The organism is Paenibacillus aceti (assembly GCF_003614185.1).
In the GTDB taxonomy this organism is placed as follows: Bacteria; Bacillota; Bacilli; order Paenibacillales; family Paenibacillaceae; genus Fontibacillus; species Fontibacillus aceti.
On sequence record NZ_KZ987724.1, the window covers coordinates 1,416,879 to 1,440,493 of the forward strand.

The 23,615-nt window shown below is 48.0% G+C and carries 18 protein-coding genes; 3 read left to right on the forward strand and 15 right to left on the reverse strand.

Features of this window, described 5'->3' with window-relative positions:
• Positions 1 to 106: 106 nt before the first annotated feature.
• Both gntK and BFJ94_RS06335 read left to right on the forward strand, forming a co-directional pair.
• Complete coding sequence (gene gntK / locus BFJ94_RS06330; protein ID WP_120461899.1) at positions 107 to 1,639, forward strand: gluconokinase; 1,533 nt, start codon at positions 107 to 109, stop codon at positions 1,637 to 1,639.
• Positions 1,640 to 1,672: 33 nt separating this feature from the next.
• Positions 1,673 to 3,019, forward strand: coding sequence for a GntP family permease (locus BFJ94_RS06335; RefSeq protein ID WP_120461900.1), 1,347 nt, complete (start codon positions 1,673 to 1,675; stop codon positions 3,017 to 3,019).
• 157 nt (positions 3,020 to 3,176) lie between these two features.
• On the opposite strand, the gene BFJ94_RS06340 is transcribed toward BFJ94_RS06335, so the two are convergent.
• From BFJ94_RS06340 to BFJ94_RS06345, 3 genes are all read right to left on the reverse strand, one after another.
• Positions 3,177 to 3,464, reverse strand: coding sequence for a hypothetical protein (locus BFJ94_RS06340; protein WP_120461901.1), 288 nt, complete (start codon positions 3,462 to 3,464; stop codon positions 3,177 to 3,179).
• Positions 3,465 to 3,674: 210 nt separating this feature from the next.
• The gene (locus tag BFJ94_RS25780; RefSeq protein ID WP_229717028.1) at positions 3,675 to 3,779 is read right to left on the reverse strand and encodes a DUF6254 family protein; all 105 of its coding nucleotides are present in this window, start codon (positions 3,777 to 3,779) and stop codon (positions 3,675 to 3,677) included.
• Between the two features lie 83 nt (positions 3,780 to 3,862).
• Positions 3,863 to 4,765 (reverse strand): hypothetical protein, encoded by a 903-nt coding sequence (locus BFJ94_RS06345; RefSeq protein WP_229717029.1) that lies wholly within the window; start codon positions 4,763 to 4,765, stop codon positions 3,863 to 3,865.
• A 214-nt stretch (positions 4,766 to 4,979) separates the two neighbouring features.
• Between BFJ94_RS06345 and BFJ94_RS06350 the strand changes: the two genes are divergently transcribed.
• On the forward strand, positions 4,980 to 6,239 hold the full coding sequence (locus BFJ94_RS06350) for a M24 family metallopeptidase (RefSeq protein WP_229717030.1): 1,260 nt from the start codon (positions 4,980 to 4,982) through the stop codon (positions 6,237 to 6,239).
• Positions 6,240 to 6,266: 27 nt separating this feature from the next.
• Here the strand turns inward: BFJ94_RS06350 and BFJ94_RS06355 are convergent, their stop codons facing one another.
• The 12 genes from BFJ94_RS06355 to BFJ94_RS06410 all read right to left on the reverse strand — a co-directional run bounded on the left by BFJ94_RS06355 (position 6,267) and on the right by BFJ94_RS06410 (position 23,604).
• Entirely contained in the window at positions 6,267 to 6,935 is a 669-nt protein-coding gene (locus BFJ94_RS06355) for a CerR family C-terminal domain-containing protein (RefSeq protein WP_120461902.1), read from the reverse strand.
• A 200-nt stretch (positions 6,936 to 7,135) separates the two neighbouring features.
• Positions 7,136 to 8,638 carry a thiol-activated cytolysin family protein gene (locus BFJ94_RS06360; RefSeq protein ID WP_120461903.1) on the reverse strand — a complete coding sequence of 501 codons (1,503 nt, stop codon included), beginning with the start codon at positions 8,636 to 8,638 and terminating at the stop codon, positions 7,136 to 7,138.
• A gap of 502 nt (positions 8,639 to 9,140) precedes the next feature.
• Entirely contained in the window at positions 9,141 to 10,325 is a 1,185-nt protein-coding gene (locus BFJ94_RS06365) for an aminotransferase class I/II-fold pyridoxal phosphate-dependent enzyme (RefSeq protein WP_120461904.1), read from the reverse strand.
• Entirely contained in the window at positions 10,318 to 11,256 is a 939-nt protein-coding gene (locus BFJ94_RS06370) for a D-alanine--D-alanine ligase (RefSeq protein ID WP_120461905.1), read from the reverse strand. Before BFJ94_RS06370 ends, BFJ94_RS06365 begins: the two co-directional genes overlap by 8 nt.
• Positions 11,257 to 11,285: 29 nt before the next feature.
• Positions 11,286 to 12,776, reverse strand: coding sequence for an aminotransferase-like domain-containing protein (locus BFJ94_RS06375; protein WP_120461906.1), 1,491 nt, complete (start codon positions 12,774 to 12,776; stop codon positions 11,286 to 11,288).
• A 204-nt stretch (positions 12,777 to 12,980) separates the two neighbouring features.
• Positions 12,981 to 14,000, reverse strand: coding sequence for an ABC transporter ATP-binding protein (locus tag BFJ94_RS06380; protein ID WP_120461907.1), 1,020 nt, complete (start codon positions 13,998 to 14,000; stop codon positions 12,981 to 12,983).
• 19 nt (positions 14,001 to 14,019) lie between these two features.
• Complete coding sequence (locus BFJ94_RS06385; protein ID WP_120461908.1) at positions 14,020 to 14,817, reverse strand: ABC transporter permease; 798 nt, start codon at positions 14,815 to 14,817, stop codon at positions 14,020 to 14,022.
• 20 nt (positions 14,818 to 14,837) lie between these two features.
• The gene (locus BFJ94_RS06390; protein ID WP_120461909.1) at positions 14,838 to 15,638 is read right to left on the reverse strand and encodes an ABC transporter permease; all 801 of its coding nucleotides are present in this window, start codon (positions 15,636 to 15,638) and stop codon (positions 14,838 to 14,840) included.
• Positions 15,639 to 15,844: 206 nt separating this feature from the next.
• Positions 15,845 to 16,555 (reverse strand): AAA family ATPase, encoded by a 711-nt coding sequence (locus BFJ94_RS06395; protein WP_120461910.1) that lies wholly within the window; start codon positions 16,553 to 16,555, stop codon positions 15,845 to 15,847.
• A gap of 208 nt (positions 16,556 to 16,763) precedes the next feature.
• On the reverse strand, positions 16,764 to 21,650 hold the full coding sequence (locus BFJ94_RS06400; RefSeq protein ID WP_120461911.1) for a CLIPPER-2 domain-containing protein: 4,887 nt from the start codon (positions 21,648 to 21,650) through the stop codon (positions 16,764 to 16,766).
• A 176-nt stretch (positions 21,651 to 21,826) separates the two neighbouring features.
• Entirely contained in the window at positions 21,827 to 22,096 is a 270-nt protein-coding gene (locus BFJ94_RS06405) for an AbrB/MazE/SpoVT family DNA-binding domain-containing protein (protein ID WP_120461912.1), read from the reverse strand.
• A 122-nt stretch (positions 22,097 to 22,218) separates the two neighbouring features.
• Positions 22,219 to 23,604, reverse strand: coding sequence for a glycosyltransferase family 2 protein (locus tag BFJ94_RS06410; protein WP_120461913.1), 1,386 nt, complete (start codon positions 23,602 to 23,604; stop codon positions 22,219 to 22,221).
• Positions 23,605 to 23,615: the final 11 nt, after the last annotated feature.

The window sequence follows — 23,615 nt, forward strand, 5'->3', positions numbered from 1 at the left end:
GAAAGCTTTATTCTAATCACGAGCTTTATGATTGCTCAGGAGAAGGAGTAAGTCGATGTCCTCGGGAGATCGCAGCAAATGTTATCTAAAGGAGTAGAACGACAGCATGAATAGCTACATGTTAGGGATAGATATTGGCACTACAAGCACCAAAGCGGTATTGTTCACCGAGCAAGGTGAAGTCATCCAAACGGAGAATATCGGTTACCCGCTGCACACCCCGGATATGTCCACAGCGGAGCAAGATCCGGAAGAGATCTTTCAGGCCGTGCTGCAGGCGACTTCAAACATAACTTTACATCATCCGGATAAAAAGCCTTCGTTTATCTCATTTAGCAGCGCGATGCATAGTGTGATTGCGATGGATGAGGATGACCAGCCGCTGACGCCTTGTATCACCTGGGCGGATAATCGCAGTGAAGCATGGGCTCAGAAGATTAAAGAGGAATTGAATGGTCATGAAGTTTATAGAAGGACAGGCACTCCGATCCACCCGATGTCACCGTTAAGCAAGATTACCTGGATCGTGAATGATCGGCTGGAAATCGCGACGAAGGCAAATAAATATATCGGAATCAAAGAATATATCTTCAAAAAATTATTCGATCGATATGTAATCGATTACTCCCTCGCCTCAAGCATGGGAATGATGAACCTGTACACCTTGGATTGGGATGAAGAAGCTCTAAGCATCGCCGGCATCACTCGTGCTCAATTATCCGAACTCGTGCCGACCACCCAGATATACAGCAATTGCAACCCGGCTCTAGCCCAAAGGATGGGGATTGATCCGCAGACCCCGTTCGTAATCGGTGCCAGTGATGGGGTGCTGTCTAATCTAGGGGTAAATGCGATTGGGAAAGGTGAGATCGCCGTCACGATTGGGACAAGCGGCGCGATTCGAACTGTGATAGACAAGCCACAAACCGATGAGAAAGAGAGAATATTCTGTTATGCCTTAACGGAAAAGCATTGGGTGATTGGCGGGCCTGTGAACAATGGCGGCATGGTTCTCCGTTGGATTCGTGATGAGCTTGCTTCCTCCGAAGTAGAGACGGCTAAAAGACTAGGCATTGATCCATATGATGTACTTACCAAGATTGCTGAGCGTGTAAGACCTGGAGCAGATGGCCTGATCTTTCACCCCTATCTCGCCGGTGAACGCGCTCCGCTATGGAATCCCAAAGTGCGCGGCTCCTTCTTTGGCCTGGCCATGTCTCATAAGAAAGAGCATATGATTCGCGCGGCTCTGGAAGGGGTTATTTATAATCTATACACTGTGTTTCTGGCCTTGACTGAGTGCATGGAGGGACCGGTCACGCGGATTCAAGCTACCGGGGGCTTTGCCAGATCTGAAGTATGGCGGCAAATGATGTCCGATATATTCGAATCCGAGGTCGTCGTTCCACTGAGTTACGAAAGCTCTTGTCTCGGGGCATGTATACTGGGGCTTTACGCTACAGGGCAGATTGAATCCTTTGACATCGTGAAGCAAATGATCGGCAGCACCTACAGACATACACCAAGAGAAGAAGCGGTAAAAGAATACAGACAATTACTGCCGATATTCATCAGCCTGTCGAGAGTGTTAACCGATGAATATACACGAATTACCGATTATCAGAGAAGCTTGATCTAAGACAACTAATCTAAGCAATAAGGGGAAATTACGATGCCATTACTCATTGTAGCTTTTGGGATAGTCGCTTTACTTATTTTAATTATGTTCTTTAAATTGAACACCTTCGTATCATTAATTATTGTATCCTTCGGCGTTTCTCTAGCCCTGGGCATCCCATTAGATAATATTGTAAAAACTATTGAGTCGGGATTAGGCGGCACACTTGGGCATTTAGCGCTCATATTTGGTCTCGGTGCGATGCTAGGGAAGCTGCTCTCCGATTCCGGTGGCGCACAGCGTATCGCCATGACTCTAGTGAACAAATTCGGTGAGAAGAATATTCAATGGGCGGTAGTAACGGCCTCTTTTATTATAGGTATTGCCTTGTTTTTCGAAGTAGGCTTAGTATTATTAATTCCGATTATCTTTGCGATTTCCAGAGAATTGAAGGTTTCCATCTTGTATCTCGGTATTCCGATGGGAGCGGCTCTGTCGGTGACGCACGGATTTTTGCCGCCGCATCCCGGACCGACCGCGATCGCTGGTGAACTTGGCGCGAACCTGGGTCATGTCTTGATGTATGGATTGATTGTCTCTATTCCAACGGTCATTATCGCCGGCCCTTTATTCACGAAGGTGGCTAAGAAGCTGGTGCCTGAAGCCTTCACGAAGACTGGAGATATCCGTTCACTCGGCGAACAGAAGGAATTTAAGCTTGAGGATACACCTGGGTTTGGTATTAGTGTATTTACCGCTCTACTCCCTGTTATCCTGATGTCCATCGGTACGATCATTACTTTGCTGCAAAAAACGATAGGATTTCCAGAGAATGCCCTGCTGAGAGGTATCGAATTCATCGGCAATGCGGATGTGTCCATGTTGATCTCTTTATTGGTCGCTGTTTATACGATGGGATTGGCCCGCAAGATTCCGATCAAGAATGTCATGGAATCCTGCGCCACTGCAATCTCCAATATCGGCATGATGCTCCTGATCATCGGCGGGGGCGGCGCCTTCAAGCAAGTATTAATTGACGGTGGCGTTGGCGACTATGTCGCTGAATTATTCCAAGGCACTTCATTGTCGCCGATCTTGCTGGCCTGGATCATCGCTGCCATCTTGCGTGTCTCCTTGGGTTCTGCAACTGTCGCTGCCCTAACGACTACCGGTCTGGTTCTGCCGATGCTTGGACAATCTGATGTGAACCTTGCGCTCGTCGTCCTTGCAACCGGAGCGGGTAGTGTTATTGCCTCGCATGTGAACGATGCCGGGTTCTGGATGTTCAAGGAATACTTCGGTTTGAGCATGAAAGAGACGTTTGCAACCTGGACGCTGCTTGAGACGATTATTTCCGTCGTCGGCTTAGGCGTTATTCTATTGCTAAGTGTCGTCATATAATTCACTCGCTTACCAGGTATTTCGAGTCAACGATGAAGCGCGGTCAGAATTTGACCGCGCTTCGTTATATCTGACTGGCTGATAAATGCAAATATACAACTATTACTATATCAACGTTGTGTATTTCTGCACCTATATTAACGAGAGTCATTGATCTCTATATTCTTATTTCCCGTAGATCGTCCCCCTCCCACTCGTATTCTCCAATCCACATCTTCGTAGTATCTCCTGAGGTTTCATGTACAGATATGGGGTCCTGCTTGGAAGCAGGATTTTCAAGAAATTTCAATCTGGAAAAACAACCTGCCGATGAGGAATCAGCGACAAGCTCCCAGTTACCTTCTAATTTTAACTCTGGGGATTTCGTTTTTGGGCTCCCATTACAACCTGCCAATAAGAAAATAGCGAATAATGCCATAATCATGCCTGATATTGGATTTTTCATGGATAACCTCCTTGCTCCTCTGCAATTTAATTCCACTATGAATGAAGTAATCATACCTTACAAACCGGTCATTTACACTCATAAATGATTAAAAAATAAATATTAGACTTTATTCCCATACCGATCGAACCAGAAACGGGTGAATTGCATAAAAAAACTGCCGGAGAAATCTCCGACAGTTTTCTTCTTGCATGGAGTACATCCTTTGCCCTATTCGTTGGACAATTCCTTGAGCGATTTGATCTTGCCATGAGGATGTTGTTCTTGCTTCCGAGATTTCCAGGCAGCTTCTTTCCTTCTCTTCTGATGAGCCATAGCACATATCCTCCCTCTGGAAAATAAGATGTAACCACTTCCTTAGCTTGTCATTCCTGAGTTCTGTTCATTCATGAGCCATGTTAACTTAACCTTTGCTGCAGAATCACGGCTAGCTCTTCAGCCGTATCCCAGACAATAGGACGGATTTCTTTAATGCTTATAGGAAGTATATGATCGGCATTTCTGCTGTTCACGGTCCAGATCACCGGGATATTCAGACCGAGCGCATAGCCTGCCGTTAACTGCATCTCGGGAGATTGACTCGTTAAATCCGCGATAATCAGCTTACTCTCCGCGATCCGTTCAAGGGAATACTTCTCACTGGATGGAGTTCTCGTATTTGCATGAGTTAGCAAGCGCGGCAGATATCCATACTGCTCGATGATAGGCAACAGTCTCTCCTGCCACTCCGTGCTCAAATCCTCATCATCAGCGATAAGAATCGTGCATGGCTTCAGCTTCTTGCCTCCTTGGATGGCAGCCGCTTCGCGCCAACCTTGCTCCGTAAGCTGGAAGCTCGTCCCCTCTCTGATAATCAACTGCTCATTTCGCAGCTTATCAATAATGAACACCAGCTCCTGCAGATTGGGAGAATACGTCAGATTATAATTACTGGCCAACGGATGAATAATAACGGATTCTCCTGCTCCCTCAGCATGCCTGTACAAATACTGAAGAAGCCGATTAGCTTTATTGTCTATAGTTACAGGAATCGTCGGCGAATTAACAATAGACTCCAGATCCTCGACGGACAAACTCATCTCTTCATCTCGATCCGTCAGCTCACGGATATAAGCCGATACGATATGAAGCATGCCGCGCTTCTGTGGATGCGGTAACGAATTAATCGGTTCGTAGCTGTCCCGCCGAAGTCTATAGGACCCGCCCGGCGCACAGGAACAGCTCATATATCTATCGTAATCCCCTTCCGGTTTCGTCGCCACGATCTCATCACAGAACAAACAACGTTTCTTTGTCATCATAACTCATCACCTCTTATCCATTACTATTCTCTACCTTACCAAGATTTTGAGAAAAAATGGACAAGAAGATATTTCCTCACCTGAGGAATTAGATAAATAATAAATATAATTTAATTCATTTGATTGAATTAATCATTTGGATGGATTATACTTAGCTTGCAAGGAACAGCAATGAACTCTAAGTAGAGAGTAACCATTCAAAGGAGGAATTGAAGTGACCGTTCTTGAAATGAAATTTCCTGCCTATTCGCTTTCTGAACGAAATCGTAGATGGAGCATTGCAAACCAACTGATGGAAGAAGAACATGTGGATGCCCTAATCGTCTATGGGGATAGAGAAGGCGCCTTCCCTGCCACCTTTGCTCCCGATGCATACTTTACGAATGAACGTCCGGGCTCCATTGTCATCTTTCCCAAAAATGAAGAACCGATCTCTGTTGTATTCTTAGTCACGGCTATTGAGGATCATATCCAGGCTCGATACACGAATTCACAAGGCTGGATACGTCCGGAAAATATGTATGTTGGAAAGATGGGAACTACTATTGTTCAAATTATAAAAGACATCGGACTAAAAAACGGAAATTTCGGCGTCATTGGACTTGAGCCTTATCCTCCCTACTATTTCGACGGTGCCATGCCCTATAACACGTGGCAAACTATATTGAAGGAATTACCGAATGCGACGTTTAAACCGGTCGGTCACAAGTTTTTTGCGTTGACTTCTGTAAAAAGTCCAGAGGAAATTGAAGTATTGAAGTGGTCAGCCAACGTTGGGGAAAAAATGTGTCAAGCCATGCTTGAGGCCACACGCCCCGGAGTTCGTGAAAATGAGCTCTATGCAGCAGCTATGGCTGCCTGCGCTCAGCATGTTGGATTCACAACGGTGATATTGATGGGTTCTGGCCCTGAGTTTGTGGGATGGGGACTGCCAGCATGGACCTACCGTCCAGAGCAGCCACGGGTTATTCAGGAAGGAGATATCATTCTGGCCGAGGTATTCTCCTCATTGGGGATGCTGGAAACGCAGCACCAACCCTCTATAGCAGTCGGAAACATTCATCCGGATTTCGAGAAGGCGGCAGCGGCAGCAAGACAATCTTATGAAAATGGCGTGAAAATGCTTCGAAACGGAATCAGATTCGGAGATGTGGTCAAAGCCATGAATGAACCGATGCGCGAGGCAGGCGGTTGGCATGTCCACCCGCTCATTCATTCCATCAGTCCTTTTGGTCTTATTGGGGTTGGTGATGAGATTGCCCGGCTGCCCGAGACTAAAGAGTACGGCAAAGTCATGCCTATTCCCTCGATCGGCTTGGATACAGAGTTAAAAGCAGGGATGGTATTTGCCTTTGAACCCAATTGTGCCATTGGCAAGAAGGTAATCAACCTCGGTGGAACGGTTATTGTAGGGGAAGGCGGAGGGATTGAGCTTAACCATAATTCTACGCGGCTGATGCGGGCTAGCTGGTAAACAAAATAAATGGGACATCACTTTATTTCAATCCCTGTTGCAGATGCGAATGGACAGTTCACCGAGCTCTCTAGCGATCAAGTCAATATGCGCTTCATCCAAATCTTCAATACCTTGACGCCGAAGATAGGTTTCTTTCGCCACTGAGAAGGCTAACGACTGTCCAACGATGGCATGGGCGATTAAAAGCGTTGTTCGATCATTTGCGTCTAAAGCAATTAATTTCCCCACTAAGCCTGAGATAATTTGGTGCAAGGGCTGAAAAAACCTTTCATACAAAATATCATAAGCTTCCGTAGGCTGTAACTGCTCTCTTGCAAGAAAGACGCTTCTTATATTCGCTTCCTTGTTGCCGATCATTGCTTTGGAAAAGTGAAACATTACGGTCTTAAGCGATTCTGCTGCTGCTTCTCTGGTCAGGCTATCGCTTCCTTCAGCCTCTATTAGAGCTTTTTCCAAAAAATCTTCATGTACCGTTTCGGCCAAATGGTTGGCAACTGCTAGATACAGTCCTTTCTTTCCACCAAAATAATAAGGGATCGCCGATTGGTTAACACCCGCTTCATCTGCAAGCGTCCGCGTCCGCACACCTTCAAAACCATACAATCCAAAAATTCGTAACCCTGCGTCCAATAAACGAGTCCTTGCTGTATCATCATTCAGTTTACTCATATCATTGCCTATTTTTGAATTCACGTCTCATTCCTCCATATTAACTCCATATGGATAAGTATAATTAATTCAACTGAATGAATCAATGTGGAGGAATTAACTCTGTTAGATCACTAAGATTGCCCAGCTCGGATAGCCGTGAGGGGAACCGATAACCATAAAGGTATAGCGAGTAAAGAAAAGAGAATCTCCCCAAACCCCTGGGAAGATTCTCTTTAAAATGTCTAACTAGTGATGGATGAATACGGATATAAGGTGGTTCCCCAAATTGAGACGTTGATGTTGCTGTTTAATGGAACATTATGTTCATCGATCACGGTTCTCCACCATTCCCAAGCCAGGCCTGTGCATTCTCTTGCGAAAATCCGGATGTTTTTGGCATTAGGCGGGAGTGGGATCTCGGTCGAGAAATGTGCGGTTTTATCCTGCCAATTTCCTTCCCAAGCTCGCTGCGTAACGACTTCCTGTCCATTTTCATCAAAGCTAACTTCGTCCCAATACACTTCAAATTGAGCTACATATGCGCCACTGTGATCAAGCGTTATTTTACCCTTAGAGTATTCGGTAGTTTTCGTCTCAATATATTCCGTGTTATTACGAACCGCAGCAATCGAATTATCCTTCAAGAAAACACTCGTATACGAGATCGGGTACGCTGGGTTCCGCGGACTAAATTGGGCATTATCCTTAATTACACTCTGGATGACACTGAAGTCCTTTGTGACGATCTGGTTATGAGTCTGAGCATCACCGCCTAATACGACTGCGGTGAACGAGCTATTCTCATAGATATCCTGATACTGTCCGCTACTCTGTATGCTAGCGTTCTGAAGCAAGGCTTTAAATGCAGCCTGTACATCACTGCTCTTCGACGTGGTCTCCAGCTTCACATAAATCGTTCTGCCATAAGCTACATTGGATACCATAAGCGGCGGCGAATCATTGCTAACCCCTTTGCGAACCAATTCATCGAAGGTCACACCTTCACCAAAAAGATCCGATGGATTGTTAGGTAGAGCCGCATTCACTGTATAGAAGATTTGCTTATAGGCCGCGACCATCACTTTTTTCTCACCGCTCGAGACCGCGTTAAAATCGATACCGAGGGTATTAGTAAGTGCCTGAGCGTTCACATTAAGCGCGCTGGAAATCTGGTTCTTGCTATAAACCATAGATTCCGCATACTGCAGCCTTGCCGGCAAGGTATGGGTGTCTGAATACTTATCAACCCAAGTCGATACCAACTGATCCACCGCGCCGTTTACACTGCTATAGGTTGGGTTTTGAACCATAATGGTATTCTCATTTCTCAATCCTGGCAGATCAATGCTAATCTCCAAAGGCTGTCTCTGCGTCATGATCAAGTCTGGCTGGTTATCCACAAAAGCCTGATTGGCCAGCTGAATAGCCCCCGGATAGGTGCGGCTTGTCATGGAATCGATAATCGAGACATCTACGGGTGAAGTGGAGATTGATTTTTTCTCACGTTCAACCACGATAAATTTGCCATTCGATTGAATGCCTTCCTTAGGAATAAAGCTGTTGATCTGATCCCCGTTTGCCGCTAACACGGCATGGCGATCATAGCTAAGGCCTGCGATTCCGGCATCAATATCACTCAGTTCGCCCGCTGCCGCATAAGAAATGCTAGAAACCGCAAGTACATTCAAGCTGATGAATAGACTGGCCAGCACCTTCATGCCTTTTCCATGTTTTGTTTTCTGCATATGAATCCTCCCTCCTGTTTAATATATATATCGGTCTTTTGGTATAAAATTGTTAAAAAATAGATTAAACCCATATTTATAATTGGTTCATAGTTTTCAAATAACGATACAGTTGTTTACCGTTCAATATGTTCTCCCTCCTTGATATGAAGCTAGTTTCTTTGAATCTAGCAGCTAGAACCCGCTTTTTATTTTTGCGGACATCTTGTAATCTATCATATTTGCAATATTTGTCGAGTTTTGTAGTCATCGATATGCTCGCTGCTAGAGTTAAGGAGAAAAGTAGGATTTTGGGGTGCAAAAATACCCAGAATCAAGGCTCTCTTCTCGATACTGGGTATTGTAAAGGAGTTCGTATAACGGTATAACGTGGTGTAATTGCTTCTCAGGTTGCATAGCTGCTGAAATACACTTATTTCGAATATTTGAAGCTAGAATCGGAAAATAGCTGCGTAAATACAAACTAGTTCCTAGCCAACGCCACATTTTCAAAATTCACTCCTCAAACCGGCTGCATCACCTGTACGAATCGACCCATTCGCTCCAGCGCTCTCTCCAGATCGACGAGCGAGGTTGCATACGAGCAGCGAATGAAGCCTTCGCCGCCTGATCCGAACACATGTCCCGGCACAACCGCCACCTTCGCTTCGTTCAACAACCGCAGAGCGAACTGTTCCGAGGACATCCCGGTAGCCGCAATGGATGGGAAAGCATAGAATGCTCCCTCAGGCTCATGGCAGGTCAGCCCGATGGCGTTCAACCCTGCCACGAACAGCTTGCGGCGTTCATTGTAGCTCGCCATCATCTCATCCTTGGCCGTCAAGCCATAACGCAAGGATTCAAGCGCAGCGACTTGTGCAAGCGTAGGGGCGCACATGGCCGTATACTGGTGGATCTTCAGCATGCCGGCGATCAACTCACGCGGACCACAGGCATAGCCTACGCGCCAGCCAGTCATGGCGAACGCTTTGGAGAAGCCGCTGATGACAATCGTGCGCTCCTTCATGCCTGGCATGGAAGCGATGCTGACATGCTGTCTCCCATAAGTCAGCTCAGCGTAGACTTCATCCGAAATGACGACCAGATTATGCTTGATCACAAGCTCTGCAATCGGCTGCCAATCCTGCTCATTCATTACTGCTCCGGTCGGATTACACGGATAATTGAGCATCAAAACCTTCGAATGCGGCGTAATCGCCGCCTGCAGCGCCCGCGCGGTCAGCTTGAAGCCCTGCTCTGCCGTTGTCGCCACCTCGATGATTTTACCGCCATGTAGACAAGTTATCGGTTCATAGGCAATATAGCTCGGCGCCGGGATCAGCACCTCATCGCCCGGATTAATCACTGCCCGCAGCGCCAGATCCACGGCCTCGCTGCTCCCGACCGTCACGAACATTTCGTGACAGGGGTCATAGGAGAGCGCGAAGCTATTAGCCAAGTAAGCCGCGAGCTCCTCACGCAGCTCCATCATACCAGCGTTGGAGGTATACTTCGTCTTCCCTTCGCGCAAGGCCTGAATGCAGGCTTCGCGCACCCGCTGTGGTGTCACGAAGTCCGGCTCTCCAACACCAAGCGCGATCGTATCCCCATCCGATGTATTCAAATCGAAGAAAGCGCGAATTCCTGAGGGACGAATGTCCTGTACGCAAGTGGACAAAAATTGTCCTGCACCTTTTTTACTATACATGCTGTAGCTTCCCCCATTCCTGTCCCCGCTCACGAAGCGAACTGTCAATGATACGATCGAGCACCTGCGTAAAAGTCATACCTGCGGCTGCCGCACTCTTCGGAAGCAGGCTACCTGCGGTCATCCCCGGCAAGGTGTTCACTTCCAGCACATAAGGAATACCCTCAGACAAGATCATATCGACCCGGGCATAAACCTTGCATTGCAGCAGTCGGTAGCTGGCAAGCGCCGCTTCACGCACACGCTGCTCGGTAGCAGGAGGTAGCTCGATCACCTTCTCCTCCGCACCACCGACCTCATATTTTGCCGTGTAATCGAACCACTCCGAATGGGCGGAGCGAATGCCGATAATCGGCAGCAACTCACCGTCCATAATCGGGCAGGTAATCTCTGTCCCTTGAATATAGGCTTCAATCAGGATGGTCTGATCCAATCTGCAAGACTCCTGCACAGCTGCCAGCAACTCTGTCTCATTATGCACCAGCTGAATACCGATGCTGGAGCCCCCCGTATTCGGCTTCACGATCACCGGATAACCCATCCGTTCCACCGCTTGCGGATCATAATCATCCATCCCCTGCCAGCACAGGCCTGCCGGCGTATTGACGCCCGCTGCCTTCAGCAGCATTTTGGACAATTGTTTATTCATGCACAGACTGCTTGCCAGAATACCGCTGCCGGTATAAGGAATGCCCAGTGTCTCCAGCGCTCCCTGCACTGTGCCGTCCTCGCCATATTGACCATGCAGCGCCAGTAGCGCCAGATCAATGCCAGCCTGCTGTACCTGTCTGATTAAATCCGCTCCCTGATCGATCACAATCGGAACCGCCTCATAGCGATCTCGATCCAAGCGCCGTATCATCTCTTCACCTGTCCGCAGAGAAACCTCACGCTCCGTGGACATCCCGCCCATAATCACACCAATCTTCATCATGACACCTCATTTGTCCGTAATTATCGTTATGCCTTAAGAATGTGGCGCACCTGCTCGCCGATAATCTGAATCCCCCGCTCGATATGCTCATCCGTAACTCGTGAGAACCCCAGCCGTAATGTATTCGTCCCTTCGCCCTCCTGAATGAAGAACCTGTCTCCCGGCGTAAAAATAACCCCCCGCTCCGTGCATGCCTCCAACAGCTCACGGGTATCCACCCTCGACGGAAAAGTAAGGAACAGATGCAAGCCCCCGTCGCCAGACAACTGTGCCTCGGGGAGATAGGTCTCACAGCAGGCCTTCGTCAGCTCGTATTTGCGCTTGTATTCCGTGCGTGCTTTTTTCACATATTTATCGAAGTTTCCGTTGAGTAGATATTGATATAGAATCGATTGATCGATCGTTGATGTATGAATCGTACGCGCGCGCTTAATGCTCTCCAGATTGTCGATCAACGCCCGGTCGCCCAGCACCCAGCCTACCCGCAAGCCAGGGAACAGCACCTTGGAGAAGCTGCCGATATAAATCACTCCATTCCCTTGCCCGGCGGTCGCCATTAGAGGCGCGATATGTGCTCCCGAGTAGCGCAGTTCCTCATTGAAGCCATCCTCAATCACCGGAATCTGATACCGCATCATTAATTTCACTACGGCACTGCGCTTGGCTGCCGACATGACAATCCCGGTTGGATTGTGATAGGAAGGCGTCAGGTAAGCCAGATCGAAGTGATGCGCCCGCTTCTGCAGCACCGCTTCAAGCTGCTCCACATCAATACCATCCCGTTCCATCGGGATGCCGGTAATCTCGAAACCCTGCAGCCGCAAATTTTTGATCGCTGTATGATGGGTCGGATTCTCGCAAAGGGCCGCGCCGCGCCGTCCAGCAGGACGCAGTGCCGACAGTACAATGCCAAAACCCTCGGTAAAACCGCTCGTAATCAGCATATCCTTGCCATTTACATCGACGCCCTTATTCTCCATATAGCGCATCAAATAATCGATCAGCGGCTTATAGCCCTTGGCATATCCGTAGTTCAGCAGCACCTGTCCCTCGATGGACATCCGATCCATGAAGGCTCGCTTCACATCACCGAGATCGAATAATTGCTCATCCGGAGCGATGCTGGTGAAGGAGATCGTTCCTTTCCGACCGCGGATGCCCTGCTTCATCATATCGAGCTCTACAGCTGATGTGGCATACTCGTTCATTCTCGCCTTCCAATCAATCTGCCAGGTGGAGGAGCCGTCAGCCCCGCCCATATCTTCAGCCAACTGACCTACCATCGCAGCCACGTAGCTGCCCTTGCCTGGAATAGCATACGTAAAGCCGTCATCCGCCAGCCCTTCATAGGCGGCAATGACTGTGTTGCGGCTCACCTTGAGCAGTCCGCTCATCTCTCGTGTAGAAGGCAGCTTCTGATCCGCTTGAAGCGCCCCTTTTATAATTAAACGTTTGACGTATTCTTTCACTTGTATCGCGACCGGTCGGTCGTCGACGAGCTTGAAATCCTGGAACATTCTTTCATCGCCCCCTTATGTCATTCTGGCACAGGACACGCAAGAAAAAAAGAACCACCGCACTGGATTTTTCATCCTTCGGTGGTTCCTCGGTATGCTGCTAAGGTGGTACTCGCGCTCATATCCCAGAAAGCCTGCGAATCTGCAGGAATCTTACTAATCCCGGGGACTCCACACGAGTATCACCCGTAAGGTTACGGTAGTTCACGGATTTATCGGTTCAATGACCATTCTGCGCGGAGCAGCCTGATAGTTTTTGGACAGATACAATTCTTTAAGTACGCTATCGATCTTAGGTTCCTCGATATCCACTTTTAGAATACTGTAGGATTGGGCAGACGCAGCGATGATTTGCGATACCTCTGCATCATCAGCAACTTCAAAAAACAGACGGTTTCCTTCTTCTTTAATGGGGGCATATGGAAGTGGGTGGTTTAACTTCATATCGCCAGCCGCCACTTCCAGGATCAGGAGTTTGCTTTGTTTGACCAGATCCCGCAGTGCATCCTTTGCCCCATCAAATTTCACTTTACCCTGATCGATGAGGATGATTCGTTTACAAAGACGCTCCACATCATCCATATTGTGCGACGTAAGCATAACCGTTACTTTTTCTTCCTTATTTATATAGGCGAGGAATTCCTGAATCCGGTCTTTAGCCAAAACATCAAGCCCGATGGTCGGTTCATCCAGGAACAAAATCCGTGGATTGTGGATGAGTGCCGCCACCATCTCCCCTTTCATCCGCTGACCAAGTGAAAGCTGGCGGACGGGCTGGTTGATGAACTCATGCATATCCAATAACTCGATAAACCGATGTAAACGCTTGGTAAAATCGGTCTGCGGTATATTATAGATTGCTTTCAGCAGGTCAAACGAATCGCGAAGCGGCAGATCCCACCACAACTGTGTTCGCTGACCGTACAGAACGCCGATTTGCTGAGCATACTTTTTACGGTCTTTTGACGGATTAAGGCCAAGTACGCTGATCTCCCCCAATGTAGGCTGCAGCACGCCAGACAACATCTTGATGGTCGTTGATTTGCCTGCATCATTCGGACCGAGATAACCTACGAATTCGCCTTCTTGAATCTCCAAGTCAACTCCATCAACGACACGCTTGATTTCTCCTTTACGCCGGAGGATTTGATTTAGCATATGAAACGAGCTTCTGGCTTTGTAAATTTTAAAATCGCGGGTAAGATGTTTCGCTTGAATAATCATTCTAGATCATTACCTCCTATTAAGAACCTGCACCTGAATAACGGCGGAGGGACGAATTCCACATGACATAGCCTAAAATGGCCAGCAGAAAGGCTCCACACACACAAGCAATGAGAATATAGTCTCCAAAGATATTTCCCCCGGTTTTACCGAGCAAGTACATACTTGGATAGAAACCGATAAAAGCCAGCGGGAAAATAAAGCTCAGAAAATATTGCGTCCCTCTGGAGAATACGGCCAGTGGATAGTCACAAACGTTTCCATATACAACTTCTTTCATTTCAAAAAAACCTCTAGTTTGCAACGTAATGAATGAAAAAGATGCGATCATCAGATGGATAGCGATGGCTGTAACCAGTCCACAGAAAATCAGCAACACCGCCGATGCAATGGATAGGAAATCCCACTCGCGTACATGGTAGCCGGCATACAGCAGTACAATCAATGAATATCCCACCGTACCGATCCCGTTCAAATTAATCCGTTTGCAAGCAAACTGGAGCAGCGTGTTCATCGGACGAACCAAAATCCGGTCAAATTCGGCATTCCGCACATAGACATCGATATCCTGTAACTGAATGAATAGCGCCAGTGCCAGCGAGTAGCAAAACATATTAAAGGAAGCATTGAACAGAATCTCGTAGAAGTTCCAGCCTACGATCACCGGAAACCTTTGAGTCAGCACCCATAGGAACAAGGTCGAGAAGATCCCGAAGGACATGACACAAAAGATACCCAGGAAAAAGTTGAACGGATACATCATTCGTGCACGAACATTCGCTTTCTGAATTTTAAAATATAGATAAAGATATCTCATATACTCTCCTTTCCGCCAGGTTACCCACCGGCTACCACGAGCAATCTTTGGAAGTAGCGGATCATCACACGAACGATGAGCATGAGGATGACAGCCCAAATTCCCTGGAATATTAAAAGGTCCAGATATTGTGCAGGTGCGACCGTTCCAACAAAGATTGAGAGCGGAATGTCAAACAGACCGCGAAACGGTAAAAGATGAATCAAGTTCTGCAAAAACTCCGGGTACATCGCGATGGGAATGATCTTTCCAGAGAAAAAGGCAATCACCAAACCGAGCACGATCTCGAACCCCCAAACCTCTACGAATACGAAGGAAAGCAGTCCGACAAAGAATTGAAGGGAAAAGTTAATCATGATGCCTATTAGGATGCTTAGTAGAAACGTCATCCAAGTAACAATAGATGTCGGCAATTGAATGGGGAAAAAGAGACATGTCACAACTGCGATTGGAATGACCACGGTAATCACCCCGGCAAAGATCTTGCCAAGTGCCCGAAAAAGAATAGATGTCTGAAAATCCCATGGGCGTTGGAAATCCTGTACAATATTCCCGTCCATGATCTTCTGGCTAATCTCCCATACGATAGTAGGACCGTAAAAAGCCTGCAAAATCATTGAAATGGTGGCATAGGTCAACATCAAGTCAAGCGACATTCCGATCGTTCCAGAAGAAGCCGATTGTGTAAACAATGCAGTCCAGACCTGCCGTAAGGCGAATACAGAAACCAAGGTGGTTACGATCCGTGCCAGTAGATCAAGCTGGTAAACCGTGTTGTTTTTCAACACGATTCTGGACAGGGCCCAGTACTTCTTCAACATAATCCCCCCTTTTTTAAGTTGTAGGTTATTACCATCGTGATTAAGTATATTAAAAAATTTACAATTTTTTCAATAGGGTTTCGATAATTCCGGTGGAATCAAATCCGAGATTTTCGAACAAGCTGGAGGTTAGGATATTCCAACCACTAAAATAAAAAAAGGAGGTCTCTCTGCCTAAGAGATACCTCCTGCCTACCTGTTTAGATTCAGGACAAGCTACTATTTTCTTTAATTCTATTCTTTATCCAATAAGTGATAATGTCTTTGGATGTTCCGTGCAGATCGTTGCCATTCAAGATGATATTGGCGAACTTTTTGGTAGGAAGCGCAAACTCTGCTTCTCTATGCTTCGCGGCCTCCAGATAGTAAGTGGCAACCTCCTCCATACTCACTCCCCAATTTTGCATATTTCTTCTTATCCTGCGATACATACGTTCGTCCGCATCCAGATCCACAAAGATCTTTAAATCCAGCAACTGTCTTAATTCTTCAAAATAGAGTGTGAAAATACCTTCAACAATAATGACATCCGCTAGCTGCTCCGCATTGAGTAACTCGTGTAAATGTTCGCTGAACTTGCTATAGTCGAGTGCGTCCGGATGGTTGAAATCATCATATTCCACACGGGATACAGGCGATATTATCTTTGGCAGAGGCCTTTTGAAAAATTGGTCTGTTGAGACGACCGCGACCTGATAATCTTTCAGCTCCTGAACTAATATCTCACAGAAAGTGGACTTTCCACTCCCCGAACCACCTGCAATCCCCACAATAAATGGTTTTGATTTGGCCAGCTCTCTTCCCGCCCCTCTGGTAAAATTACCCTTTTTAAATGCAAACCTTCGATGCCGATTCAAGTTGATTATATAGATTATAAGTCGCCAAGTGGCAAAATAAAAGTATGAGAGATTGAGCAAGTAATGACAAACTCTAACGAAACGTAGTAAAGCTGTTCACGCCAAAAAGGGCCTTCGAAAATTGTAAACGAAACCGGGTAACGCTATTCAGCCAAATTAGCCACTTAAAGCCTGGATTTAGCTCAAATAGCGTTATGGAGTTTCGTTAGATTCGAATCGCCCTTGTTTTGGAGCAAATAGTGCTCTGTAGTTGCGTTAGAACTCCGCCCTACTCTTCATGCTCAAGAATGTGAATAATTACCACATTGGAACTAACCTGGAAGGTTTGGCGGGCTCCTTCCGGACGGAATGAAGCGTGAGCCAGATTACTAACCTTTCTCTTTGGCGGCACACAGACCGCTTTAACCAGGAACACTACCTCGATGCTCTGACCTGGAGCCAGGCTGCCAAGCGGGATACCGACCTCCGGGTTCGCAGAGTTGACGGACTTACCATCAATCATGACACTGCCCGGAACGAAGCGGATGCCTTCCTGCAGTGAATCCGTAAGCACCGTATCCAGTATCGGCACTGTGCCATTATTCGTTACAAGCAGCGTGAACGGAAATTCATCCTGCACGAAAGCCTGAGTAGTTCCCGATTTCTTCAAGATAGATAGCGGCAGCGCAATCACACTGACCGTCGCTGAAGCCATCTGTGTAGGTATGCCCGGTCCAGATACCTCCAGGGTATTGACGATTTGCTCTCCCTTGGCCGCCGAAACAGGTACCGTATACGGAATTATTAGCTTCTGCTTTTCTCCCGGATTTTGCATGAGCATCCTGCCCTGAATGCCGAGCAGCGGATCATTTATCTGCAGATCGCGCAACGGAACATTCCCGGTATTTACGATGCGTAGGACGAATATTACGGTTTGCCCCGGTAAAGCGGATGCTGGGTTTACTGTTTTATGCACTTTCAATTGCGGCACGCCTTGAGTAGTAACCGCTGCGAAAGCTTCGATTTCTCCGATCTCTGGAGAATTGACGATAACCCGGTTCAGCAGCTGGGCTCCGTTCGGGGTCCCTAACGGGATCGTAAAGCTGCGGGTGAACACCGTAACAAAATCAGCAGGAGCTTCACTGATCGTGATATTCTCGATACTCAACAAGGGATCGGAGAAAACCAGGTTCGTCAGCGGTGCATTGGACAAGTTGCGGAACTCGATTGTAAAGGTCACCTTCTCCCCAGGAGCGGCCGTTGCCCGGTCTACAGTCTTCGTGATCGCGGCGTTAAAGCCTGGAAGAACGCTCAAGGAAGCCGAGGCGGAAGCTTCCCCGGTTTGATTCGAAGTCGCTGTTACCGTATCCGTAATCACCGCTCCTGGTGCCAATTCTGGCACGACAAACGGATAAGTGACGGTCTGGATGGTTCCGGCGGGTAGCGAAGGAACCTGTGATTCGAAGCCAAGCTGCGGATCACGCAGGACAATATTGATCAGATTCGTATTTCCGGTGTTGCGTAGCGTTAGAATGACTTCGACAGTCTGCCCTGGTCTGGCTTCGGCAGGCCGGAACGCTTTATCCAGCTGTAAGCCCGGAGCCTCAGCTACAGTTATGATGGCGGTAGCCTGCACCGGATCGGTCTCATCGGAATCGACGGTAGTCGTATTGAGAATCGTCGAACCGGCCAAGGTACCCACAGGCACGATGAAATCAAAATGAAGTGTGCGGCTCTCACCCGCTGCGAGTGTTCCAAGCGGCTCGAAAACGTCCAATAAATCATCTGTCAGCAACACATTCGTTAATGAGCTTGCACTCGTGTTGGTGACGACGATAGTGTACTGCACCGTTTGCCCGGGTACAGCCGATACTGGATTAGCCGTCTTGCTAACATTTAGCGTGAAGGCCGGCGCATTCACAATCACGCGAGCCACCGCTTCAATCGATTCCGTCTGATCCGACGTCGCCGTGCTGATATTGGTAATAATCGTACCATCTGCTGTATCTGCTGGAATCGTGAAGGTAGGGGTGAAGGTAACAGACTCACCAACCGCAAGCACGGGGATAATCTCATCCAAGCCAAGCTGCATATCGCCAACCCCAACACTGATCAGATCAATGTTGCCGGTATTTGTGACCGTAATCGTATAGGTAACGGTATCTCCCGGCATGGCGGAATCCACGCTGGCGGTCTTCGTCAATTCGATAGCAGGCGCGCCCAATGCCGTAACGGTCGCCGAAGCTGTCTGTGCCGAAGTCTCCAATGGCGCTGCGGTGAGCACATTCGTAAACATTGTCCCAGCAGGCGTCCCCTCTGGAATGATGAACGGAATCGAGTCACGGATAGACGCTTCTGGTGCCAGAACCGGAATCGTGCTGGTAAAATTCAACAGCGGATCAGACAGCGCAATATTCGTCAACGGTACATTGCCGGTGTTGGTCAGAGTATAAGTGAACATCACTTCCTCACCGGGGAGTGCCTCAGCTGGTGTTACCGTCTTGGTTAATGTAAACGTAGGAAGCAGGAGCGTAACTATGGCATCGGCCTCAGCACTAGCCTCCACCGGACCGAAGTGACCAATAACGGTAGCAATATTAATGAAGTTCGTACTCGCTCCTTCCGGAATCACGAACGGCACCGTGAGCGTTCTCGATTCTCCGCTGGTGAGAACGCCGAGATCATTACTGATCCCTAACAGCGGGTCAGTAAGCAGCACATCGGAGAGAGTGGTGTTGCCGGTATTGGTTACGACAAAGGTATAGGTGACAGTGCTGCCGGGAGAAGCTTCAGCAGGAGTAACAGATTTCGTCAACGAAATCGCCGAGGCGCCTGTCACGATCACATCGGCATTGGCGGTTTCCGGACCGGTTTGATCGGAAGTGGCCGTCACCGTATTATGGATGATATCGCCCTCCATAGCTGTCGGCGGGATCACCAATGGAGCTTCAATCTGCAAGGTGTCTCCCGGATTCAAGCTGGCGAACACCTGATCAACACCAAGTAGCGCGTCCGTTACATGGACATTGGTTAGCGGCGCATTACCAGCATTGGTTACGGAAATCGTATAAGTTACAGTTTCACCAGGCGAGGCTGTAGAATGATCAACGGTTTTGAACACGAATAATCCGGTGACTTCACTGACGATAATCGCAGCGTTGGCCGATACGGGGCCAGTCTCTGCCGGAGTTGCCGTAGCCACATTGGTAATAACGCTTCCGGCCGTTGTACCGGGTGGGACGACAAAAGGAATAATGAAAGAGCGCGATTCACCTTCCCCCATAAAAGGCACAACCGTCGAGAAGCCAGTGAGCGAATCTTCAACCACGACATTGGTAATGGGCGCATTGGATAGATTGGTAACTTCGATCGTATAGTTAACCGTCTCTCCCGGATTCGCGGAAAAGCGATCTGGTGTTTTCGTGATTTGCACGTTGAAGCTGGCTTGAACGATAACATCCGCTTCAGCAACAAGCGGTCCCGTTTCATCGGAGATCGCATTGACGAAGTTACGGAAGATCGTTCCGGCAGGAGTCCCTGGAGGAATGACGAAATTGAGGAAGAACTCTACCACGGTGCCAGGATCCAGACGAAGGATATCCTGATGGAAACCAAGCGTTGGATCATCGATATGAATATTGTTTAAAGGCGCATTGCCCGTATTAATTAGCGTAAAAATATAATGAACAACCTCACCGGGAAATACATTGGTAGGAAACGCCGTTTTCTTCAGAGCCATCTCTGCAGCCAGGAACGGTGTAATGACAGGATTGGATACGACTGTACCCGTCTCAAAAGGGCCTCCGGTGACGATTTGATACTCAAACTTAAGAGTTGCTTCATTAATGATCAGATCATTCGGTGGACGGGAGACAACTCTGACCTGGAACGTCAGCACATGATCTTGCCCAATCTCGAGATTGCCTATAGGGATGCCCGTCTCTGGATTGACGCCAAACAGCTGGGCACCATCCAGAAACACGCTTCCGTCCACAAACTCCGTCCCCTCGGGAATACTATCAACAATGGTGGCAAAGTCAGCAGCAGCTGTGCCTGAGTTTCTAAAGAAAATGGTATAGGTCAGAATCTGACCGAGAACAGCATCGGGCGCATCTACCGTTTTATTAATATCGATCAATGGTGCGTTAAGATCAATCTGCAGGCCAAATGCGGAGACGATGTACACATCGGCAGACGTTCTGAATTGTACAAATGCCTGGGTCTGATTATTGACCAGCGTAGGAGAGATATCGACATTGGTTATATCCCAGCCCTGCCGGCCGCCAACGACATTCGTTCCCGGGCTGCCATTGATCTGGTTGCGAGTCCCGAAGGTTCCTGACGTATCAAGGAGGCCATTATCATCGTTAATCTGTGAAGCGAAGAAATTGTCAGCAAAGTTATTAGGACCGCTTAATATAGTAAGATCACTAGTCGTTGGACCGAACAGCATCTGGGTTCCTCCCCCGTCAGCATCTCCTTCCTGAGCAGAGACGGCGAGCCGACCGAATACCGGGCCGGTCACCGGGGTTCCAAATCCGCTAATAGGAGTAGTAACCGTGCTGTTAGAGCTAACGAGAACACCGCCGACGAAGATGGATAAATTCCGGAAAGGAAGCCCGAAATTCTGATAAGCGACGCACAGCGTCCAACCGCAATAATTAGCGACCGCATCAGGGAATGAAATGAGTCCAGCGACCCCGCCAGCAGTATACACCCCGGGACCAGCGGTCTGAACGATTGAAGTAACATTCGCAGAACGCACATAACCATTGACTCCGACGTTAATCATCAAATCATTCGTGGCCGTAGCCGGATCAGGCGCAATACTGAGCACATTTCCTTGAGGGGTGGTAAAAGAAATCGATTTGTCGATAAAGGCACTTACATTACCAGAGGTATTCGTATAAGTTCCGCTCCAGACCAGTTCGGCGTACAGTACTGTACTCCCTGGCGGCATGCGCAGAATCGCGCTCGAGCTGTTCAAGTTGAAATCATTGGTCGTCCCTGGCGGATAGCTGCCGAATTGCAAAGCGGTATCCGTCGTAACAAAAGCACCGATAGAGCCAATTGTGCCCGGAACACCAACGGTATCAGATCGGCCCAGTCCCAATGTATTGCCTGTAAACGTAATCGCCCCTGGCTGATTATCCACGAACCTTAAATTTAACGGCATTTTATCCCTCCTTTGAATGAATTTCTTCGTACAGTCCAACTCTTATCAGTGTATGCCAATTCAAATTCAATTTTGCTTGTACCTGATGAATAACTACAGCAGCAGTTTGTAGGGGATAGAAAAGAACCTCAGCTCCAGATTCATTCGGGCTAAGGTTCTTCATTTTTGTCTCTTCGTTATAAAACTCCGGCTTCCCGTGCAGGGCTCAGCTCACTCAAACAGGAGAAGCAAATAAAACGCCCCCGGAAGTAAGTGATCCGTTCCATCGAGCTGCAGAATACACATTCCTGCGTGCGATATTTGCGCAAGATGATCTGCTCCGTTTCATCATTTATAAATAGCTCAACCGAGTCCTTCTCCTGCAACTCCATCAGCCGCCGCGTCTCTACCGGAAGTACGATTCGTCCAAGCTCATCAAGCTTCCGCACGATACCTATGTTTGTCATGATTATTTCTTCTCCTTAAGTAATGGCAGCCTCAAAGGGGAAACGGGCATCCTTCCCTTCATTACAGGCGACAACTGTCACAATAGACGAAATCCGTAACAGCCCGTCGAAATCAGTAGCAACTAGACGACCACCGGAACCGCTTTGCCGACCTCGAACAACTTACAATCGCCGACCTGACGCTCCGTATGAGCCTTCAACTGATTGCGCTCCAGCAGCTGCCTCAGCTCCTGCCGACTATGCCATGTCCATCCCGCCGTTGTGACAAGATAGGATACATAGCTGTCATTGTATAAGAATACCGCCTTCTTGCTGATCCGGAACAGCTCCTTCAACATGATCCCCACCAGCGGCTCACTGATCATTCGGAAATAATCCGTGACAATGATCACATCAAAATGCTTGGACGGATAGAGCGTATCCACCCCCAGCAAATATACGAACTCCTTCTCTGTCCAGATGTTCTCATAGCGCTGAATCAAGCCTTTATTTTGCAAAAAGACGTGGGACACTTCCAGAGCAGAAAGGACGGCGCGACTATCCGCCCCGATGATCGCGGAGCGCTCCGTTCCCTGCACATACTCCTCATTAAGTAGTTCAATCAACTCCTCGCTATAGCCAGGCAAATAATAATGAGTCACCAGCCGATTGAACTTGGCCATGATCAGATCGAAGTGCATATCTGCGGAATAAGGATAAATCTCCGTATCGAAGGTACGATGCTTCATATGCATCTTCTTGCGGTTCAAGTAGCTGGATTTGATCTTCTGATCGATTTTGTCGTCGGAAGGATGCGGCAGATGCAGCGTGCAAATGTCCTCAGTCGCATACATCTCCGCCCCATGCATATGAAGCTGATAGGCAAAATCAGTATCCTCCGCCCCCCAGCCCTTCAGCGTCTCATCGAACCCTCCTGCTTGCAGCACGATGTCGCGCGAAGCACTGACGGCGCCGCCCCACCCCATGGACCACGGGACATCCATCCGATTCAGATCATGATCGACCAGTTCGAAATGCGAGGTGCGCATATCCTCCCACTCGGGATGATACCTTAGCTGCTCACAGACAGCAGCAAGATTGGATGGTCTAATATGCTCAATCACAGATAAATCCTGACTAGGCTCAGTAAAAGCCCCCATTACATAATGGTACAGCACCCTATTCGTGCTATCCCCGATCTGATTCACTACACGTTCGATAAAAAATTCCGGGATGACAATGCCACAATCGAGAAAAACGAGAATCTTGCCGCTGCTCTCCCGAATACCTACATTGCGAGTTCGGGAGCGGCAGGATTTCTTATCCCGCTCTAAATAGATATATTTCAAATTCTGAATCTGATCCTGATATGAAGCGATAATATCCTGTACCGGCTCAGTGGAGCCATCATCGATAACGACGACCTCAAGCAATATCCCTGTATGGATCTGGTTCGCAATGAAATGGAGCGAACGCTCCAGCTGCTCCATTTTGTTGTACACAGGAATAATGATCGATACGTCCAACATGTACACTCTCT

Excerpts from the sequence above, each read along its gene's own strand:
- BFJ94_RS25780 (WP_229717028.1), bottom strand. The coding sequence starts at position 3,779 with ATGGCTCATCAGAAGAGAAGGAAAGAAGCTGCCTGGAAATCTCGGAAG.
- BFJ94_RS06375 (WP_120461906.1), bottom strand. The coding sequence starts at position 12,776 with ATGTTCCAGGATTTCAAGCTCGTCGACGACCGACCGGTCGCGATACAA.
- BFJ94_RS06340 (WP_120461901.1), bottom strand. The coding sequence starts at position 3,464 with ATGAAAAATCCAATATCAGGCATGATTATGGCATTATTCGCTATTTTC.
- gntK (WP_120461899.1), top strand. The coding sequence starts at position 107 with ATGAATAGCTACATGTTAGGGATAGATATTGGCACTACAAGCACCAAA.
- BFJ94_RS06335 (WP_120461900.1), top strand. The coding sequence starts at position 1,673 with ATGCCATTACTCATTGTAGCTTTTGGGATAGTCGCTTTACTTATTTTA.
- BFJ94_RS06385 (WP_120461908.1), bottom strand. The coding sequence starts at position 14,817 with ATGAGATATCTTTATCTATATTTTAAAATTCAGAAAGCGAATGTTCGT.
- BFJ94_RS06360 (WP_120461903.1), bottom strand. The coding sequence starts at position 8,638 with ATGCAGAAAACAAAACATGGAAAAGGCATGAAGGTGCTGGCCAGTCTA.
- BFJ94_RS06410 (WP_120461913.1), bottom strand. The coding sequence starts at position 23,604 with ATGTTGGACGTATCGATCATTATTCCTGTGTACAACAAAATGGAGCAG.
- BFJ94_RS06380 (WP_120461907.1), bottom strand. The coding sequence starts at position 14,000 with ATGATTATTCAAGCGAAACATCTTACCCGCGATTTTAAAATTTACAAA.
- BFJ94_RS06365 (WP_120461904.1), bottom strand. The coding sequence starts at position 10,325 with ATGTATAGTAAAAAAGGTGCAGGACAATTTTTGTCCACTTGCGTACAG.
- BFJ94_RS06390 (WP_120461909.1), bottom strand. The coding sequence starts at position 15,638 with ATGTTGAAGAAGTACTGGGCCCTGTCCAGAATCGTGTTGAAAAACAAC.
- BFJ94_RS06400 (WP_120461911.1), bottom strand. The coding sequence starts at position 21,650 with ATGCCGTTAAATTTAAGGTTCGTGGATAATCAGCCAGGGGCGATTACG.
- BFJ94_RS06370 (WP_120461905.1), bottom strand. The coding sequence starts at position 11,256 with ATGAAGATTGGTGTGATTATGGGCGGGATGTCCACGGAGCGTGAGGTT.
- BFJ94_RS06405 (WP_120461912.1), bottom strand. The coding sequence starts at position 22,096 with ATGACAAACATAGGTATCGTGCGGAAGCTTGATGAGCTTGGACGAATC.
- BFJ94_RS06345 (WP_229717029.1), bottom strand. The coding sequence starts at position 4,765 with ATGATGACAAAGAAACGTTGTTTGTTCTGTGATGAGATCGTGGCGACG.